The sequence below is a fragment of the Micromonospora sp. NPDC006766 genome, from assembly GCF_040636055.1.
Lineage (GTDB): Bacteria > Actinomycetota > Actinomycetes > Mycobacteriales > Micromonosporaceae > Micromonospora.
In genome coordinates this window covers 47198-64502 of the sequence record NZ_JBEYIX010000012.1, presented here as the reverse complement: position 1 = coordinate 64502, position 17305 = coordinate 47198, and the positions used below count along the sequence as shown (strand labels likewise).

Sequence of the window (17305 nt, the reverse complement as noted above, 5' to 3'; positions counted from 1 at the left end):
CGCGCCGGGCCGGCCGGCGCGCGGGGCGGGACGGGTCACCGGGGCCGGCGGCGCGTCGTCGTGCTCGGCGGCGATCCGGTCCCGTTCCGCCGCCAGCTCGGCAACGCGGCCGGCCAGCGCCGTGCGGTGCGCGGTCAGCTCCGCGAACCGGTCGCGGTGCCGCGCGACGGCCGGGGCGGTAGCGTCCGCGTACACCTCCCGTGGGGTCGGCGCGCCGGGCTCGCCGGCGGCGTCGACGGCGGCGGCCAGCAGGGCCGGCAGCTCCGGACGGTCGAGGTCGGGCAGCAGGCCGGCGTGGTCCTGCGCCCATCGGTCGACGGCGGCGCGCACCTGCCCGCGAGCTTCCGTCAGGGCCCGCTCGGCGTCCCGCTCGGCCTGCTCGGCCTCGGTGAGCGCGTCGGCCGCGCCGGCCGCGTCGACAGCCGCCCGGCCGTGGTCGTGTTCGGCCTGTCCGTGCCGGGCCGCCTGCTCGCGCACGGCGCGCACGTCGTCGCGGCGGGCCCCCGCCCGGGCGGCGAGCCGCGCGGACAGTCCCTCCGGGACGCCGTCGGCGGCGGTCCAGGCGATCCCGGCGGTCTCGGCGTCGAGCAGCAGCTCGGCGGCGAGACGCTCCGCGCCGGCCCGCGCGTCCCGGGTCGTCAGCACGGCCCGCTCCCACTCGCCGCGCCGCCGTCCGGCGGCTTCCTGCTCGACGATGACGGACCGGCCAGCCCGTTCCGCCGCCTCGGCCAGGTAGACCGTGAGGAAGGCGGCGGTGGCGCCGTCTGCGGCGGCCAGCCCTTCGAGGGTACGGGCGACCGCCTCCATGTCGTCGAACGAGCGGGCCGCCTCCACGAGCAGGTGGTCCACCCGCAGCGCGCCCCGCTCCTCCAGCCAGCCGACGGCGTCCACGAACGCCCGCCGGTCCGCGCCCTGGTCCGGGTTCAGGCCCAGGCCGGTGATGCGGTTCGCGTCGGCGGCCACCGCATCGGCCAGCTCGCTGAGGGTGATCTGGATGCCGGCGCGGCCCAGCGCCGCCAGGCACAGGGCCAGGTACGCGTACCGCTGGCGGTCGAAGGAACGGCCGGTGCGCGACACCGCCGGTTGGGTGGGGTCCAGCCGGTCCCTGGCCCGAATCAGCCGGGCCGTGCCGCCGTGCAGCTCCAGCCGGTAGCCGAACGCCTCGGACAGGTCCCGCCGCAGGGTCGCGGAGAACCGGCGTACCCGCGGCAACGCCCGCTCGTCGGGCCAGGTCGCCGTGATCAGCGGGTGGCGCAGCACCAGCCGGACGGCCCGCTGGTAGTCGGCCAGTTCCAGGTCGTTGACGTCGGCGGCGAAGCGGTGCTGTTGGGCCAGGTCGGTCACGCCAGCACCAGCTCCCGCTCGCCGAGATCGCGGCGGTCGCACGGCGGCACGGCATGTGGATGCACGTCGACGCGTGCTACGGCGGCTTCGCGCGGCTCGCTCCCTCGGCCCGCCCGCTCTTCGACGGCATGTCGGAGGCCGACTCGATCGCCCTTGACCCGCACAAGTGGCTCTACCTGCCCGCCGACTGCGGCTGCCTCATCTACCGCGACCCCGAGGCGGCACGGCGCGCCTTCAGCATGGACGCCGACTTCATCCGGGTCATGCAGACCGAGCCGGCCGAGGCCTTCGCCTTCTGGGACTACGGCCCGGACCTGTCCCGGCGCTTCCGGGCCCTCAAGGTCTGGATGGCGCTGGCGCACGCCGGTTCGCGAGCTGTCGGCGACGCGATCGAGGGCAACCTCGACTGCGCCCGCCACCTCGCCGAACTCGTCAACGCCAGCGCCGACTTCGAACTGCTCGCCCCGGTCGAGCTTTCCATCTTCTGCTTCCGCTACCTGCCGCCGGACGCCCGGGCCGGCGCGCGATCACAGGCCGACGAGGAGGCGCTGGACCGCCTCAACGAACGGATCATGCTGACATTGCAGCAGGCTGGCAGCTCGTACCTGTCGAACGCGACAGTCAACGGCCGCTTCGCGCTGCGCGGCTGCGTGATCAACTACCGCACCACCCGCCGCGACATGGAGATCCTGCTCGACGACGTACGCCGCGCCGCCGAGCAGGCGACCGAGGAGACGCGCTGAGGGCAGCCCGACCAGGCCAAATGCTGTGCGGGGTGAGCATCGTTTCCTTCGATGCTCGATGCGGACTGTTATCGCGCCATGCGTGCGGACACGGCGATGACGAGCAGGAGCGGCACGAGCAGCAGCGCCGGCGACCAGGCGGGCAGGTGGAGTGCGACCACGGCACCGACGGCGGCGCCGGTCATCAGGGCCAGCAGGACGTGCGCCCTGGGCCGCAGTTCCCGCCACGGGCTCCGCGCGGCGACACCGGCGATCAGGCTCGTCAGCGTGCCGGTCAGGTAGGTGGAGGAGAGGCCCGGTACGCCGAAACGTTGAATGGCGCTGCTCTGTACGCCCAGCGCCGTGGCCGACAGCATGAGCAGCCCGAGGGCGACTCGCGCCGACGGGTGGGGCAGGTTGATCACCCAGACGACGAGGAAGACGACGAACACCAGGAGTTCCAGGACCAACGCGTGGGTGACCCGGCGTGGCCAGACGGGGTCGCTGGGCTGCGCCGAACCGGCGAGGCGGGCGCCCGCGAGGACGCCGGCGATGAAGCTGACGATGGCGCAGCCTGAGGTCAGGGCGAGGTCGGCGTGGCCGCTGCCCGCCGAGAGGCCGAGCAGCACCATGTTGCCGGTCATGACGCTGGAGAAGGCGCCGCCGAGGGCGAGGAAGCCGACAGCATCCGCGCTACCGGTCAGAAAGGTCAGCACGACGACCATTGCGTGCCGGCGCCGCAGGAGGTCCGGGTTGCCCGGCCGGGCTGGGCGGAAACGTACGACGTTCGGCAGCGTTCGCAGCACTCTCGGCCATCCTTAGGAAATTGTTCTTCGTATACGCTTCGTCGGGGATGTTTCACGGAGAGGCGATCAGGTTGGCTGAAGACCTGCGGGGCAAGCTCGGCGCTCGACACCTGCCGCTACGCGATCAGGTCCTCACCGCGTTACGGACCGCCATCATCGACGGCGACTACCTTCCCGGTGAGCGGCTGACCGAGGACCGTCTGGCGGAGGACTTCGGCGTCTCCCGTAACCCGGTGCGGGAGGCGCTGCGCGTGGCGGAGGCGGAGGGCTTCGTAGTGATCCTGCCCCGCCGCGGGGCGGTGGTCGCCTCTCCGAGCAGCGGAACGGTAGCGGACATGTTCGCCGTTCGCCAGCGTCTGGAGGCGCTGGCGGCCCGGCTGGCGGCCGAGCGGTCGACGGCGGCGGACGTGGCCAGCCTGCGGGTCCTGCTGGAGCAGGGCCGCGAGGCGACGGAACAGCAGGACCTGCGCCGGGTCGCCGAGCTGAACAGCGCCCTGCACCTACGGATCCTCGCGATCAGCGGGAACCCCTGGCTGTCGTCGATCGCCAAGGCCCTCTACCTCCATGTGCAATGGGTCTTCCGGCTGGGTGCGGCGCAACGGGCGCCACACTCGTGGGCCGAGCACATTCAACTGGTCGACGCGATCGAGTCGGGTGACGGCGACCGGGCCGAGCAGGCCGCGCTGGCCCACCTCGACGCCGCTTCCGCGGCGGCGTACGAGAACGCCGAAGGCGGGTACGGCCGCCGGTAGCGGTCACCGGCCGCAGGCATAGCCCTGCATGCCACGCGCGTTCGCTCCTGCCGCGAGCACGCCGGTTGCCGGATCGCGGGTCACGGCACAGAGCCGGCCGAGGCTCCACGAGCCGGACAGCCGCACCTCGTGCCCGTATCCGCGCAACGTCGCCAGCACGTCCTCGTCCAGCCGGTCCTCCATCATGAGAACGCCCGGCTCGATGTCGCGCGGGTAGAACGAGCCCGGCAGGCTGGTGGTGTGCCACGCGGGCTCGCCGTCACGGTGCACCATGGTCGGGCTCAGCGTGGTACGCGGCCGGCGCCCCGGCGCCAGCGACGAGGCGAGCCCTTCCTCCAACCAGAACATCTGCAGGCGGCTGCCGAGCGGGAAGCCCAGCTCGGGGATGGTGGGAGAGCTCTGCAGCCAGCCGCCGCTGGGCGTGGCGGAAATCATGTTGCCCCAGCGGTCGACCACGTCGACGTGGCAGGTGTCGCCGCGGGTCACCCCGTCGGCCTGCACCGTCGGCTCCCCGGTCGTGGGGTCGACCAGGTCGGCTCGGCGTCCGGCGCTGCGGCGCACGTACGCCGGGAGTCGGGGCCGCCTGCCCTCGGGGTGGCCGGGTCGCAGTTGCATCGAGGCCCGTTGGCGCATCAGGCCGGCCCGCTCCCGCGCGTACTCGGGGGAAAGGAGCGTCTTCGCCGGCACGTCACCGTCGCCGAACCAGGCCTCCCGGTCGGCGAAGGCGAGTTTCAACGCCTCGGCCTGGGCGTGGATGCCGGCTGCGGTCCCCGGGTCGTATGCCGCCGGGTCGTCGAGCGCGTCGAGGAGGGCCAGGGTCTCCAGCAGCACGGGGCCCTGACCCCAGAAGCCGGTCTTCGCCACGGTGTGGCCGTGCCAGTCGAGGGTGACCGGTTCCTCCCAGGTGGCGGAGTAGCCCGCCAGGTCGGCGCCGGTGACCAGGCCGGCGTGGGGGCGGCCGCTGGAGTCCTGGAACGGTTGTCGGCTGAACCGGTCGATCGCCTCGGCGACGAAGCCGTGGCCCCAGGCACGGCGGGCGGCCTCGATCTGCGCCTCCCGGTCGGCGCCGGCCGCCCGGCCGGCATCGACCAGCCGCTGCAGGGTCCGCGCGTACGCCGGGTTGGTGAACAGCTCGCCCGCCGCCGGCGGCTTGCCGTCGCGCAGCCAGAGCTGGGCGGAGGTGGGCCAGTGTTCCTCGAACAGGGACCGCACGGCGTCCACCGTGTCGCCGACCCGGGCCACCAGTGGGTGGCCGGCGCCGGCGTAGCCGATGGCCGGTTCCAGCACGTCCTCGAGGGAGAGCGTGCCGTGGTCGCGCAGCAGCAGCCAGGCGTCCACGGCGCCGGGCACGGCCGCGGCGAGCGGCCCGGATCCGGGGATGAGTTCCATCCCGAGGGACCTGAAGTGTGCGATCGTGGCGCCGGCCGGTGCCGGGCCCTGCCCGCAGAGCACCTTCGGGGTCCGGTCCCGGGCCGTGGCCACGATGGCGGGCACCTCTCCGCCCGGCCCGTTGAGGTGTGGTTCGACGACGTGCAGGACGAACCCGGCGGTGACCGCCGCGTCGAAGGCGTTCCCGCCGCGCTCCAGGATCCCCATGGCCGCCTGGCTGGCCAGCCAGTGCGTCGAGGAAACCATGCCGAACGTTCCGTGCAGGGTCGGTCTGGTGGTGAACGTCATGACAACACCTCACTCCGAGCCGGCGACTCGGGAAGCGTATGTTGTATACGAAGACTCCACAAGACCTCCTTCAACGGCAGCGAGCAGCCGCTCCTCCTCGCTCCTCCTCCCTGCTACGCTGCGCCGATGCTCACTGACCGGCCACGTGCCGCTGAGCTGGGGATCAGGATCGGGCGGCTGCCCAGCGGCCCCACCGGCTCGATCGTCGACGTGCCCGGGGTGGGCGTCGGCCACGCCGCCGTCTGGCGGGACGAGGCCGATCCGCCGGCCGGGCGGGGCGTCGCGCGTACCGGCGTCACCGTCATCGACCCTGGCGGCAACTGCTTCCGCGAGCCGGTTCCAGCCGGCGGCGCGGTGCTCAACGGCGCCGGCGAGTGCACCGGGTTCCTGGCCGCCGCGGAGTGGGGCCTGGTCGAGGCACCGATCTTCCTGACGTCGACGATGCAACTCGGCCGGGTCTTCGACGCCGCCTGCGAGCTGCTGATCGAGGAGGAGCCCGCGATCGGCGTGGAAGACGTCATCATCCCGGTGGTCGCGGAGTGCGACGACAGCTTCCTCAACGACGCCCGGCGGATGCAGGTCGAGCGCGCCGACGTCGCCGCGGCCCTGGCCCAGGCCCGCGCCTCGGCCCGTTCCGGCGCGGCGCCCGACGAGGGTGCGGTCGGCGCCGGCACGGGGATGAGCTGCCTCGGCTTCAAGGGCGGCATCGGTACGGCGTCCCGCGTGGTGCCGTCCGGCCACACCGTCGGCGTGCTGACGCTGACGAACTTCGGCGAGCGGGAGCGGCTCACGGTCGACGGGGTGCCGGTCGGGCGGCTGCTGCCGCCGCTGCCGCCGGGCGTCCCGGCCGCACCGCCCGCCGGCTCCTGCATCGTCATCGTCCTCACCGACGCGCCGATCGACCCGGCCGGCTGTGCCCGGCTGGCGCGGCGCGCCGGGCTGGGGCTGGCCCGCACCGGCTCCACCGCCCACCACGCCAGCGGCGAGATCTTCCTGGCCCTGGCGACGGGCCTGCGCGCGCCGCGGGGCACGTCGCCCGGCGCGGCACCGGTGCAGGGACGCGATCTCGATCCGTACTTCGCGGCCGTCGTCGAGGCGACCGAGGAATCGGTGCTCAACAGCGTGCTGCGGGCGCGGACGGTCGTCGGCCGCCACGGCAACACGTCGTACGGCCTGCCCGTCGACGAGGTCGCGGCGCTGCTGCGCGCGCACGGCCGTTGACGACACCGCAACGGTGAAGGGGCAGCCCGGGCGCCGGTTGTGTCGTCAACCCGTCGTTGCCTCGCAACAGGGTCGCCCGTAGCGTCGCGACTACAGACCAATGGCCGCGCGGAAGGACCCCTCGTGACCGAACTCGTCGCTCCGCAGCTCGTCGTGAACAGCAGGATGATCTACTTCGGCTGGCTACCCGCCGACCCCGAGGCCGTGGCCGCCCTGGTGCCCGAGGGGCTCAAGCCGATGCCGAACCGCCAGGTCTTCATGAACCAGTACGTCGTCGACGACCCCCGCCAGACCTCCGGCTTCGGCGCCTACTCGCTGACGTACATCGGACCGGATTTGTCCGGCGTGGACGCTCCCGATGGAGTCACCCCGGGCCGTTGGTGGACGCACTACTTCAACTCCAGCCCAGCGGTCCGCGAGTACGCCGCCGCCCGGGGCGTGCCGGCCACTGTGGGCACCACGACCATCGAGGTGCGGGGCCGCCGACTGGTCGCCACCACCAAGGCGGACGGCGTACCAGTGATCAGGACGACCGCCCGCGTCGGCCGCACCGGCGACGTGGTGAACCGGGGGCAACTCCGTTACCTCACCCGGCTGGACGGCAACCTGCTCAGCGGCAACTACCCCTTCGTGGCCGAGCCGGTCGACCCCTTCGAGGTCGAGTCGTTGGAGTTCCTGGAACCGGACCACCCGGTCTACGCGCTGCGTCCGGCCAAGCCGCTGGAGATCGTGTGGGGCTTCTACTCGCCGCGTTCGTCGTTCGCCTACCCCGGTGGTGAGTCGGTCCTCGATTGAACAGACCCGGATGCCCCCGCCGGACCGGCGGTACGGGTGCGCCGTGGGGCCGCCCGCCCTCCCCGCGGTCGGTCCCACGCCACCTTGCCACCGCAGCTCCGTCGGCGATACGACGGCACGGCTGTCACGCCCCCTGCCGCAACAGGTTGCCCTCCGGAATTCTCAGCTCGGGGTACCCGTGCGCCACCAGCTCGGCGGCCCGGCTGGTCAGGAACGAGGACGTCCCGGCGGCCGCCGTCGCGTAGACCCGGCTGGTGCGCTCGGCGATGAGCGACCAGGAGAAGCGGTCGACCACCATGTGCTGCGCGGTACGCGCCATCCGCCGCGCGTTTCCGCCGTCGGCCAGCAGTTTTGACACGACGGTGGCCAGCGCGTCGGGGTTGGCGGCCGAGAAGTTCATCCCGGTCCGGCCCGGCTCGACGATCTCCTTGAGGCCGCCGGTCGACGCCGCCGCGATCGGCGTGCCGGTCGCCGCCGTTTCCAACGCGATCATGCCGAACGGCTCGTAGATGGACGGCACGACCATCGCGTCGGTGGCCGCCATCACCGACGGCAGGTCGCCGCCGAGGAATCCGGTGAAGGACACCGCCTGCTCCAGCCCCAGGGACTCGGTCAGTCCCACCAGCTTTTGCCGGTGTGGGCCGTCGCCGGCGACGATCAGGCGCAGCCCCGGGTGCTGCGCACGCACTGCGGGCAGCGCCGCGATCAGGTCCTGGACTCCCTTCTCGTACACCAGGCGACCGGCGAAGCCGATCAACGGCCCGTCCCCGGCGTACGCGCGGCGGGCATTGTCCGTCCGCACCGGATCGCTGCGCCACAGCTCGGGGTCGACGCCGTTGGCCACCACGTCGACACGCTGGTGCGGAACACCGAACAGCTGGTTGACCTCCCACCGCATGTAGTGCGAGCAGACCACGACCCGGTCGGACTCGTTGGCCAACCACCATTCGGTGGAGTGGATCGACCGGTTGGTGTCCGCGGGCAGCCAACCCTGGTGACGGCCCGCCTCGGTGGCGTGGATGGTGGTCACCAGGGGGATCCCCAGGTGTTCGCGGAGCGTCATTGCGCTGTGCGCGACCAGCCAGTCGTGGGCGTGGATGACGTCGAACCCGGCGGTGTCGGCGGCCCGCAACGCGGCGCGGGTCAAGGTGTGGTTCAGCGCCATCGTCCAGGCGAGCAGCGTCGGCCCGGAGAACGCGAACTGCGGAGGGTCCTCCGCCGCCCGGATGACCCGGACGCCGTCCACGTACTCCTCGTACGCGGCACCGGGCGCGTGCCGGGTCACCACTGTCACCTCGTGTCCGGCCTGCACGAGCGCCCTCGAGAGCGAATACACGTGCCGTCCCAGCCCCCCGACCATGACCGGCGGATACTCCCAGGACAAGAAGAGCGCCCTCATCGGGCCCTCACCCCTTCAGTCAAGACTCCCCCTTGGTTGTGGACGCGGTACGCCGGCTGGCCGGGCCCGGTCACTTTTCCCCTGCGACGGGCTGCGGTGCAGCCCCAGCATGGTCACGTCGTCGAACTGCTCGGCCGACCGGGAATGGGCGGTGATCGCCTGGACGAACCGGTCGACCACGACCGCGGCCGAACCGGGCTCGGCGAGCGTCTCGCGCATCCGGTCCTCGCCGAAGAACTCACCGTCGGCGTCCTTGGCCTCGGTGACCCCGTCGGTGTAGAGAAACAGCACGTCGTCCGCGCGCAGCGTCTCGCGTCCCAGTTGGAACTGGGCGTCGTGCATCAGGCCCAGGGCCGGCCCGGTGGGCATGAGACCGACCTGCTCGCCCCCGGACCGGCGGATCATCGGCGGATTGTGGCCGCAGTTGATGTAGACCAAATCGCCGCTTCGCGGGTCGATCACCCCGAAGAACAAGGTGGCGAAGTACGCCTGGTGCAGGTGGTTGGCGGTCAGGTAGTCGTTGGTGGTGCGCACCGCGTGCAGCGCCAGGTTGGCGCTGGCGTACGGCGGCTGGGCCTCGTCGCCGCCCCGCCACCCGCCCCGGGTGGCGTCGTTGGCGACCGCGGCCTGCCGCAGCAGGCTGCGGATCAGGGCCATGAACAACGCGGCCCCGACCCCCTTGTCGCAGACGTCGGCGATGGCAAAGCCGAGAAGGTTGCCGTTGATGATGTCGTACGCGTCGTAGAAGTCGCCACCGACCACGTGGGCCGGCGCGAAGTACGCGGCGATGTCCCATCCGTCGATCGCCGGCAGCGACGCCGGCAGGAAGCCTCGCTGGATCTCGCGGCCGATCTGCAGTTCCCGCTCGAACTCGCGCCGGTGCACGGCGGCCTCAATGCTGCGTACCGCCAGGCCCAGGTCCCGGCGCTGCCGTGAGGTGGCGAGGCGACGGCGGACCAGGTGCGGCTGGAACGGCGCCACCAGGAAGTCGAGGCCGTCCTCCACGTGCATCGTCAGCGCCTCGCAGTGCCCCTGCGAGAAGCACACCACGGCGGGTGGGCGTTCGGTGGCCTCGGCGAGGCGCTGGACGAGGCCACGCATGGTGACCACGTCCAGCGCCGCGTCGACGAGCAGCACGTCCGGCGTGCTTTCGACCGGCCACGAGTCGGCCAGCAGGGTCTGCGGCGTGCGGACGACCGACGGGATCCCCTCGTCCGTCAGCGCCCGCCACAGCTCCCGGGCTGCCGGGCTGCACTCACTGACGATCAGTGTCATCCCGGCCATGGCCGATCCGTCCATCCTCGTCCGGTCGAGCCCGCCACATGACGACGGTGGTCCGGTTGGCTCCGCCGACGTACTCGTGTGACGCCGCGTCCACGGCGTGCCGGATCAGGTACAGGCCCAGTTCACCCGGCTTCCGGTCCTGCAGGGGACGGTTCAACCCGGTCGGCGTACCCGCCTGAAAGGGATCGAAAGGTGGCGCGGTGTCGATGAGACGCACCCAGGCGCGCTCTGCGGACATGCCGCCTTCGACCACGATCCGGCCGTTGGGCCGGCCCGGCCCGTACCCGTGCCTGACGATGTTGACGAACAGTTCCTCCGTCGCCAGGCGGAGTTGGTAGGCCGCCTCGGGGCTGAGGCCGGCGTCAGCGGCCAGTCGCTGGACCAGCGCGGTCACCGGCTCCAGGGACTCCACGACCGCCGACACGGTGAGGGTCGGCATGACGCCTACTCCGGCACGTTGTCGCTGAACGTGACGCTCTGGTCGAAGCCGACCAGCCGGATGGTCTGGGCCACCCGCTTGCTCGCGCCGACCAGCACGACCCGAACGTCGTCGTCCATCTTCTGCCGGGCGTAGATCAGCTGCCGTAGCCCCGCCGACGAGAGGTAGTCGAGGTTGCTCATTTCCAGCACCAGTCGCCGCGGGTGGTGCGTGGCGGCCCGGTCCACGTTCTCCTGGAGAACCGGTGCGCCGTTGGCGTCGAGATCGCCGTTCAGCACGATGATCGCCGTCTCGTCCTGAGTGCTCAGGGTCGCGGTGAATCCCATTTCGAATCTCCTCCGGTTGAGGATTTCACGGTCATCAGTCTTTCCGCAGAACCGCGATTCCTTCGGTGACGCTGTCGACCACCTGGAAGAATCGCAGAAATCCGGTCGCGGAGAGGATGCCCCGGAGCGGATGCGAGACGCCTACCAATGCGATTGGAACGTCCTTCGTCTGCGCCTGCCGGTAAACCATCAGCATGGTGCGTAGCCCGGCACTGGACACGTAGCGGAGCTCGGCGAGGTCAAGCAGCACCGCGCTGCTCGTGGACAGGCCGCTCACCAGCCGGTCCTGCACGATCGATGCGGTGCGTGCGTCGAGTTCACCCATCAGGCTGACAATGGTCACCGAATCGAGCGTTCGTTGGGCGATCTGCATAGCTTCCTCCCCGGCCGGAAAGGCTGCGGAAACAGCCCCCGGACCATTTGCACCCAGCCGCTCAATGTCTCTGTACAGAGTCTTGTGGAACGGGCGCGGCCGACGCAACCGCATCCGCCCGCTGCACCCGGTGACATGGCGATAGCCCGCCGGTTTTCGTCAAGTCGGCCGGGCAGGCCGCCAAATCGGCGCTATTCACCAGGACATCGAATGAATCGAGGCTGGGGCGAGGCGTCAGTGCATCGCCATCCCGGTCAGCTCCGCGCACGCGGTCAGCAGCCCTTCCTGGAGGGACACCGAGAGGGTGGGCTCCGGCGGCTCGAGGAGCCGCATGTGTCGGAAGTAGCGTCCCGTGACCCGGGCTGCTGGCTCATCGCTGCCGGCCAGCCAGACCTGGGTGGCCGCGCCGGTCCGCAGGTCGGTCGGTGCCGAGGGGCCGCCCATCCGGGAGCGGACCCAGCCGGGGCAGACGGCGTTGCTGCAGACCTCCGGCTGCCGCCGCGCGACGGCGAACGCCAGGGCGATATCGGCGAGCTTCGAGTCGCAGTAGGCGCCCGTGCCGTCCCAGGGGCGTCGCTCGCGCTGCAGGTCGGTCAGGTCGATCGTGCCGCCCGAGGCCATTCCCGAGGTGAGGTAGACCAGCCGGTGAGGCAGCGGCATCAGCGCGGTCAACAGGTACGGCGCGAGCACGTTGACCTGGAAGACCCGTTCCAGCCCGTCCTCGGTGAGGGTCCGCCGCCGGGACCCCGAGTCGGCGATTCCGGCGTTGTGCACCACGGTCTCGAACGGGCCGTGGTCGGCGGCGGACTTGGCCAGGACCCGGGTCTGCTCCAGCGATGCGAGGTCACCGACGAGCACCGCCTCGGCTGCCGGCACCGCGGCCAGGGCCGCCTCGGCGCGTACGTCGTTGCGGGCGTGCAGGAAGACTTGGTGGCCGGCGTCGGCCAGCATGAGCGCGGTCTGCCGGCCGATGCCGTCGGCCGAGCCGGTCACGAGGATCTTCGCCACGAGTCAGCTCCCGATGGGGTCGTGGTGGTCATGGTCGTGCCGCCACGCGGCGGGGGCGGCACGCCAGCCGCTCGGCGGGCCCGACCAACTTTAGTGGCGGCGACGCCGCCGCGACGCCCTTCGGCCGTGCGAGGCCGGTGGCACCGCGCCACGCCGGGCGCGGTTCCGTTGTGACCGCACGCACAGATCGGCGGCACCGGGCAATCCCCGGTGCCGCCGATGGTGTCGGTGCGGTCAGGCGGTCGCCATCCCCGCTTCCCCCTCGCCGAACGGAGACCGATCGCTGAACTCGACGCTGTAGTGGAAGCCGACCAGCTGCATCGTCCGCTGGATCGCCTCGTTGGCGCCGACGAGCACGATCCGGCTACCGTCCGGCATCTTCTGCCGGGCGAAGATCAGGGTGCGCAGGCCGGCTGAGGACAGGTACTGCACCCCGCTCATGTCGAGCACGAGCTGGCTCGGCTGGTGCTGGGCGGCCCGCTCCACCTCCCCCCGCAGCGCCGGCGCGGTCAGCGCGTCCAGCGCTCCGACCAGGGTGATCAGAGCCGCGGTGCCATGGCGACGAAACGTGGTCCGAAACGACGTCAATGCATCCTCCCCCGTTGTTGGTGCTTCTCCTCGGACCGGCACCCGGCCTGGGCCGGTCTACACCCGCCGTCCGATCAGGACGATCGCGGAGCGGGGCCCGAGGTGCACCGAGTGCTGATTGTCGAGCGATGCCTCGCTACCCGGGGCGACGTTGCCCGGGGCAGCCGCGAACGTGTCGGCGAACAGGTGCCAGCTGATGCCGGAAGGAAGCTCCGGCAGTTGCAGGTCGTGCCCCTCCCAGTGGGAGTTGACCGCAACGTAGACATAGTCGGCAAGTCCCTCCGTCGTCAGTCCCGTCCTGAGGACTGCCAACAGGTGGCTGTCCGGGGCCCAGTCATCCGACCAGGCATGTACGCCGTGCCAGCTGATGTCCGGGTAGCCGAGGCCGTGGTGGTCCTCGCCGGTCGGATGCTGCCGGCTCCGCAGCAGGGGGTGGGCCATCCGGAACGCGATGAGGTTGCGCACGAAGTGGAACAGTTCACTGTTCCGCTCCGTGAGACCCCAGTCGAACCAGGTCAACGCGCTGTCGTGGCAGTACGCGTTGTTGTTGCCCTGCTGCGTCCGGCCCACCTCGTCACCGGCATTGATCATGGGGATGCCCTGGCTGGTGAGCAGCAGCACCATGGCGTTCTTCATCTGCCGCAGGCGCAGTCGTTGCACCTCGGCGTCGTCGGTCGGCCCCTCGACGCCGCAGTTCCAGCTGTTGTTGTCGTCGCCGCCGTCCCGGTTGCCCTCGCCATTGGCCTCGTTGTGCTTGGCGTTGTAGGTCACCAGGTCGTTCAGCGTGAAGCCGTCGTGGCAGGTGACGAAGTTGACCGAGGCGTTCGCCCCGCGGCGGGAGTACATGTCGGGCGAGCCGACCATCCGGGTGGCCAGGTCGCCGATCGTGTCGACGTCGCCCTTGAGGTAGCGGCGGACGGTGTCCCGGAACTTGCCGTTCCACTCCGACCAGCGCCCATAGTTCGGGAAGGAGCCGACCTGGTAGAGGCCGCCGGCGTCCCATGCCTCGGCGATGAGCACGCAGTCGCGCAGGACCGGGTCGAACGAGAGCGCCTCGATCAGCGGTGGGTTGGCCAGCGGGGCGCCGTCCTCGCCGCGGTCCAGGATCGCCGCCAGGTCGAAGCGGAAACCGTCCACGTGGTATTCGCTGGCCCAGTATCGCAGGCAGGACAGCACGTAGTTCCGCACCACCGGGTGGTTGCAGTTCAGCGTGTTGCCGGTGCCGCTGAAGTTGTAGTAGTAGCCCTCGGGCGTGAGGATGTAGTACGTCCGGTTGTCCAGGCCCCGGAAGTGGATGGTCGGCCCCTCCTCGTTGCCCTCGGCGGTGTGGTTGAACACCACGTCGAGAAGCACCTGGATGCCGGCGGCGTGCAGCTCCTTGACCATGTTCTTGAACTCGTCGCACTGCATGCCGAACCTGCCCGTGGCCGCGTAGCCCGCCTTGGGGGCGAAGAAGCCGACCGTCGAGTAGCCCCAGTAGTTCAGCAGCAGCTCGCCGGTGGTCGGGTCGACCCGCTGGTTCTCGAACTCGTCGAACTCGAAGACCGGCATGAGCTCGACGCAGTTGACCCCGAGAGACTTGAGGTAGGGGATTTTCTCCACCACGCCGGCGTACGTGCCGGGCTCGGCCACACCCGAGGACGGGTCGCGGGTGAAGCCGCGCACGTGCATCTCGTAGATGACCAGATCCTCCTGCGGGATCCGCAGCGGCTGGTCGTCGTCCCAGTCGAAGTCGTCGAACGCCAGCTTCGACCGGTACTGGTAGGGATCGTGCCAGTCGGGCTCGGCGCCCCAGACGTCGCGGCCGGACATCGCCCGGGCGTACGGGTCGGCCAGTATCCGCTCCGGGTCGAAGCGGTCGGCGATGTGGGGGTCCCGCGGCCCGTGCACCCGGTAGCCGTAGTCGAGGTTCTCGTAGTCCAGGCCGAAGACGGTGATCGCCCACACCCCGCCGATCCGGAACTCGTCCGGGATCGGCAGCTCGGCCAGGGGCGTGTGCTCGCCACGCCGGAACAGGACCAGGGCGACAGCCTCGGCGGTGCTGGAGTGGAGCGAGAAGTTCACCCCGCCGGGCACGAGCGTGGCGCCGAACGGCATGTGCCGTCCCGGGCGGACGCCGTAGCCGGCGATCTGGTGGGTGGGATACGAGTCGATCCGGTCCCGGACGACGTGCACCGGCGCGGTCATGCCGCCACACCCCGCCGCTGTTCCGTCCCCGCCTCGGTCCCGAGGGCCGCAAGCCCGCCGGCGAGGTCGTCCGCGACCGCGAAGAAGCGGAGGAACCCGGTGGCGGCCAGAGCCGACCGCAAATCGCGGTTCAGCCCCACCACGGCCACCCTGCCGTCGACGCACTGGGCCTGCCGGTAGATGACGAGCATCGTGCGGAGCCCGGCGTCGGAGACGTGCGACACCGCGCCGAAGTCGAGGAGGAGGGGCCGATGCTCCATCAGCATGGGCAGGATCTCCGCGTGCACGTCCCCGGCGGTCGAGCTGTCGAGGACCCCGGCGAGCCGGGCCACCGTGACGTCGTTGACGCTGTTCTTCGATATCTCCATGGCTTCTCCTGCCAAGAATGGTGGTGAGGGCGAGAGGAGGGTGGCGCCGCCGAGCCGGGTCCCCCACCCTGCCGACGGCGGCGCGGCGATCGGTCATTCCACCGGCGTGAGCTGGACCTTGACCGTCAGCGAGGACTCCGAGTCGGGCAGCGCCACGGTCATCGCGACCGGGTCGAAGCTCTCCCAGGGCTTGCCGTCGATCTCGACGTCGGTGAGCCGGACCCGACCGGGCGGCAGCAGGTCAGGCGCGACCCGCAGGGTCCGGTCGGCGTCCGGGCGGGGCTTGAACCAGAGGCTCAGCGGCTGCTTGGTGATGAGTAGGTTGGTGTAGACCGCGGCCAGATAGCAGAGCTCCGCGGAGTGGTACATGCTCATCGAGTGGCTGCCCTTGAGCCGCTCGGTGCCCAGCAGGTAGGGCATGCCGCTGGCCAGCACGTTGAAATAGACGGCACCCTCGTCGTGGTCCAGGAAGAAGGCGTTGTAGAAGGCGGTCGCCTGTCGGCCCTCGCGCTGGTTGGCCTCGCCGCCGATGCTGCCGAAGAGGATCAGGTACGCCAGGATCGCCTGCTCCTGCTGCCACCAGGCCTTGCGGTCGTGCCAGGCGAACCGGTGCCACTCCTGGCCGTCCTGGCGCACCCGCTCGACCACGTCGTACCAGCCGCCGCGCTGCCGGTCCGAGCCGACCGGCGGCATGATCTCGGCGATCTTCTCGGCCAACTCGCGGTAGCCGCGCTTCGGCGTGTGGGCGTACATGCGCATCAGGTTCCAGGCGATCTTCAGGTTGTGGCCGACGACCGCTCGGTTCTGCTGCCAGGTGTGCCCCAGGTCCTGGGACCAGTCGGTGAAGAACCGCTCGTTGACGAACGGGCTGGCGGCGTAGTCGGGGAAGTGCTCGACGATGGTGTCGAACGTCCGCTCCAGCATCTCCGCGTGCTTTTCGTCACCCGTGGCGAGCAGCAGATTCACCAGATACGCCGGAGCGTGGTCGCCCACGGAGTTCCAGTTCTTGCGGGACTTGTTGAACTTGAGCGAATCGTGGTGCGGGCTCATCAGCAGCGGGTCGATGTGGGAGAAGTATCCGCCGCCCTCGTAGTCCCGGAAATACTTCTCGAATAGCCGCAGCGTCGCGTCGATGTCGGTCGCGATCCGTCGGTCACCGGTCACCCGGAAGGTCTGCGTGGGGCCGGCGAGCGCGTAGATCTGCTCGTACATCGGGATGGCGTCGTAGTCGTCGTCGAACTCCGAGGTCAGCAGCTTCTTCTCGTAGTCGCCCTCGACCTTGACCCCGTGGTACCAGTACACGACGTCGGCGTCCGCGTCGACGAAGCGCATGTGCTTGCGCAGGTACTCGGTCCCCGCCTCGGCAGCCGCCAGGTAATCCTCGTTGCCGGTCAGCATGTAGGCGGAGGCCATGCCGTACACCAGTCGGGAGATCGTGTCGGTCTCCTGGACGTGGCTGTCGGTCTTCTCGCCGCCGAGCCGGATGTTCGTCCGGTAGTCCCGGTAATCGATCTTGCCGGTGCCGAACTGGGCCCTACGGTAGAACCGGGCCAGCGAGTCGATCTGGCGCACCCACCAGTCGGGCCGCTCGAAGTTGAAGTCGGTGACGCCGCGGCCGAGGAACAGCAGCCGCTTCGCCTCGTAGTGGTAGGTGCCGCCCTCGGGGTAGAAGACCCCGTAGGCGAACAGCTGGCGACCGGCGGTGAGCATATCCTCGACGTGCTCGCTCGCGTCCGCGTACGGCTCGTCCAGGTTGCGGAGCAGTTCCGCCGACATTCCGTCGGACAGACGCACGTCGACCCGCCTGTCATCGATGGTACTCATCGTGAAGACACCATTGTCGGGCAGGTATTCGACGACAGTCCCGGCAATCGTGTCCATAAACGGGAATTGCATGGTCTCACCCATGGACAACCAACCTTCCTTAGCGGCGGTGCAATCGACGGGTATCGGACACCGATATTCGGAACGGGCCCGAAGACTTCTGTGTCGCCCGCCGAACACTCTCGTTCCGGT

At 70.6% G+C, this 17305-nt stretch carries 16 protein-coding genes and 1 pseudogene; 4 read left to right on the top strand and 13 right to left on the bottom strand.

Annotation, left to right across the window (positions count from 1 at the left end; genetic code table 11):
- Nucleotides 1-903 precede the first annotated feature (903 nt).
- Nucleotides 904-1260, bottom strand: a pseudogene (locus ABZ671_RS14185) (DUF2398 family protein); the annotation flags it as partial.
- 110 nt (nt 1261-1370) lie between these two features.
- On the opposite strand from ABZ671_RS14185, the gene ABZ671_RS14180 reads away from it, so the two are divergent.
- Complete coding sequence (locus ABZ671_RS14180; RefSeq protein WP_357856795.1) at nt 1371-2087, top strand: pyridoxal-dependent decarboxylase; 717 nt, start codon at nt 1371-1373, stop codon at nt 2085-2087.
- 68 nt (nt 2088-2155) lie between these two features.
- On the opposite strand, the gene ABZ671_RS14175 is transcribed toward ABZ671_RS14180, so the two are convergent.
- Complete coding sequence (locus ABZ671_RS14175; RefSeq protein ID WP_357856625.1) at nt 2156-2872, bottom strand: YoaK family protein; 717 nt, start codon at nt 2870-2872, stop codon at nt 2156-2158.
- Nucleotides 2873-2943: 71 nt separating this feature from the next.
- On the opposite strand from ABZ671_RS14175, the gene ABZ671_RS14170 reads away from it, so the two are divergent.
- Nucleotides 2944-3624, top strand: coding sequence for a GntR family transcriptional regulator (locus tag ABZ671_RS14170; RefSeq protein WP_357856622.1), 681 nt, complete (start codon nt 2944-2946; stop codon nt 3622-3624).
- Nucleotides 3625-3627: 3 nt separating this feature from the next.
- Here ABZ671_RS14170 and ABZ671_RS14165 read toward each other — a convergent pair whose 3' ends face one another.
- Nucleotides 3628-5301, bottom strand: a complete 1674-nt coding sequence (locus tag ABZ671_RS14165; RefSeq protein WP_357856619.1) for a gamma-glutamyltransferase — start codon at nt 5299-5301, stop codon at nt 3628-3630.
- Between the two features lie 126 nt (nt 5302-5427).
- Here ABZ671_RS14165 and ABZ671_RS14160 point away from each other — a divergent pair, with 126 nt between their 5' ends.
- Together ABZ671_RS14160 and ABZ671_RS14155 are read left to right on the top strand one after the other, a co-directional pair.
- Nucleotides 5428-6522, top strand: a complete 1095-nt coding sequence (locus ABZ671_RS14160; protein WP_357856615.1) for a P1 family peptidase — start codon at nt 5428-5430, stop codon at nt 6520-6522.
- A 123-nt stretch (nt 6523-6645) separates the two neighbouring features.
- The gene (locus ABZ671_RS14155) at nt 6646-7317 is read left to right on the top strand and encodes a hypothetical protein (protein WP_357856612.1); all 672 of its coding nucleotides are present in this window, start codon (nt 6646-6648) and stop codon (nt 7315-7317) included.
- 124 nt (nt 7318-7441) lie between these two features.
- Here the strand turns inward: ABZ671_RS14155 and ABZ671_RS14150 are convergent, their stop codons facing one another.
- From ABZ671_RS14150 to ABZ671_RS14105, 10 genes are all read right to left on the bottom strand, one after another.
- Nucleotides 7442-8716 carry a glycosyltransferase family 4 protein gene (locus ABZ671_RS14150; protein ID WP_357856609.1) on the bottom strand — a complete coding sequence of 425 codons (1275 nt, stop codon included), beginning with the start codon at nt 8714-8716 and terminating at the stop codon, nt 7442-7444.
- Nucleotides 8717-8731: 15 nt separating this feature from the next.
- Entirely contained in the window at nt 8732-10000 is a 1269-nt protein-coding gene (locus ABZ671_RS14145; RefSeq protein WP_357856606.1) for a PP2C family protein-serine/threonine phosphatase, read from the bottom strand.
- On the bottom strand, nt 9972-10439 hold the full coding sequence (locus ABZ671_RS14140) for an ATP-binding protein (protein ID WP_357856603.1): 468 nt from the start codon (nt 10437-10439) through the stop codon (nt 9972-9974). Before ABZ671_RS14140 ends, ABZ671_RS14145 begins: the two co-directional genes overlap by 29 nt.
- A 5-nt stretch (nt 10440-10444) precedes the next feature.
- Nucleotides 10445-10765: an STAS domain-containing protein gene (locus ABZ671_RS14135; RefSeq protein WP_357856600.1), complete on the bottom strand. Its 321-nt coding sequence runs from the start codon at nt 10763-10765 to the stop codon at nt 10445-10447.
- Nucleotides 10766-10799: 34 nt separating this feature from the next.
- Entirely contained in the window at nt 10800-11138 is a 339-nt protein-coding gene (locus tag ABZ671_RS14130) for an STAS domain-containing protein (protein ID WP_357856595.1), read from the bottom strand.
- Nucleotides 11139-11372: 234 nt separating this feature from the next.
- Nucleotides 11373-12146, bottom strand: coding sequence for an SDR family NAD(P)-dependent oxidoreductase (locus ABZ671_RS14125; protein WP_357856592.1), 774 nt, complete (start codon nt 12144-12146; stop codon nt 11373-11375).
- A 234-nt stretch (nt 12147-12380) separates the two neighbouring features.
- A complete protein-coding gene (locus tag ABZ671_RS14120) occupies nt 12381-12734 on the bottom strand; it encodes an STAS domain-containing protein (protein ID WP_357856589.1) in 354 nt (117 codons plus the stop codon).
- A gap of 57 nt (nt 12735-12791) precedes the next feature.
- On the bottom strand, nt 12792-14921 hold the full coding sequence (glgX, locus tag ABZ671_RS14115) for a glycogen debranching protein GlgX (protein ID WP_357856586.1): 2130 nt from the start codon (nt 14919-14921) through the stop codon (nt 12792-12794).
- Nucleotides 14918-15289 (bottom strand): STAS domain-containing protein, encoded by a 372-nt coding sequence (locus tag ABZ671_RS14110; RefSeq protein WP_357856582.1) that lies wholly within the window; start codon nt 15287-15289, stop codon nt 14918-14920. The genes glgX and ABZ671_RS14110 overlap by 4 nt, the downstream gene beginning before the upstream one ends.
- A gap of 93 nt (nt 15290-15382) precedes the next feature.
- Complete coding sequence (locus ABZ671_RS14105; protein WP_357856579.1) at nt 15383-17113, bottom strand: AGE family epimerase/isomerase; 1731 nt, start codon at nt 17111-17113, stop codon at nt 15383-15385.
- Nucleotides 17114-17305: the final 192 nt, after the last annotated feature.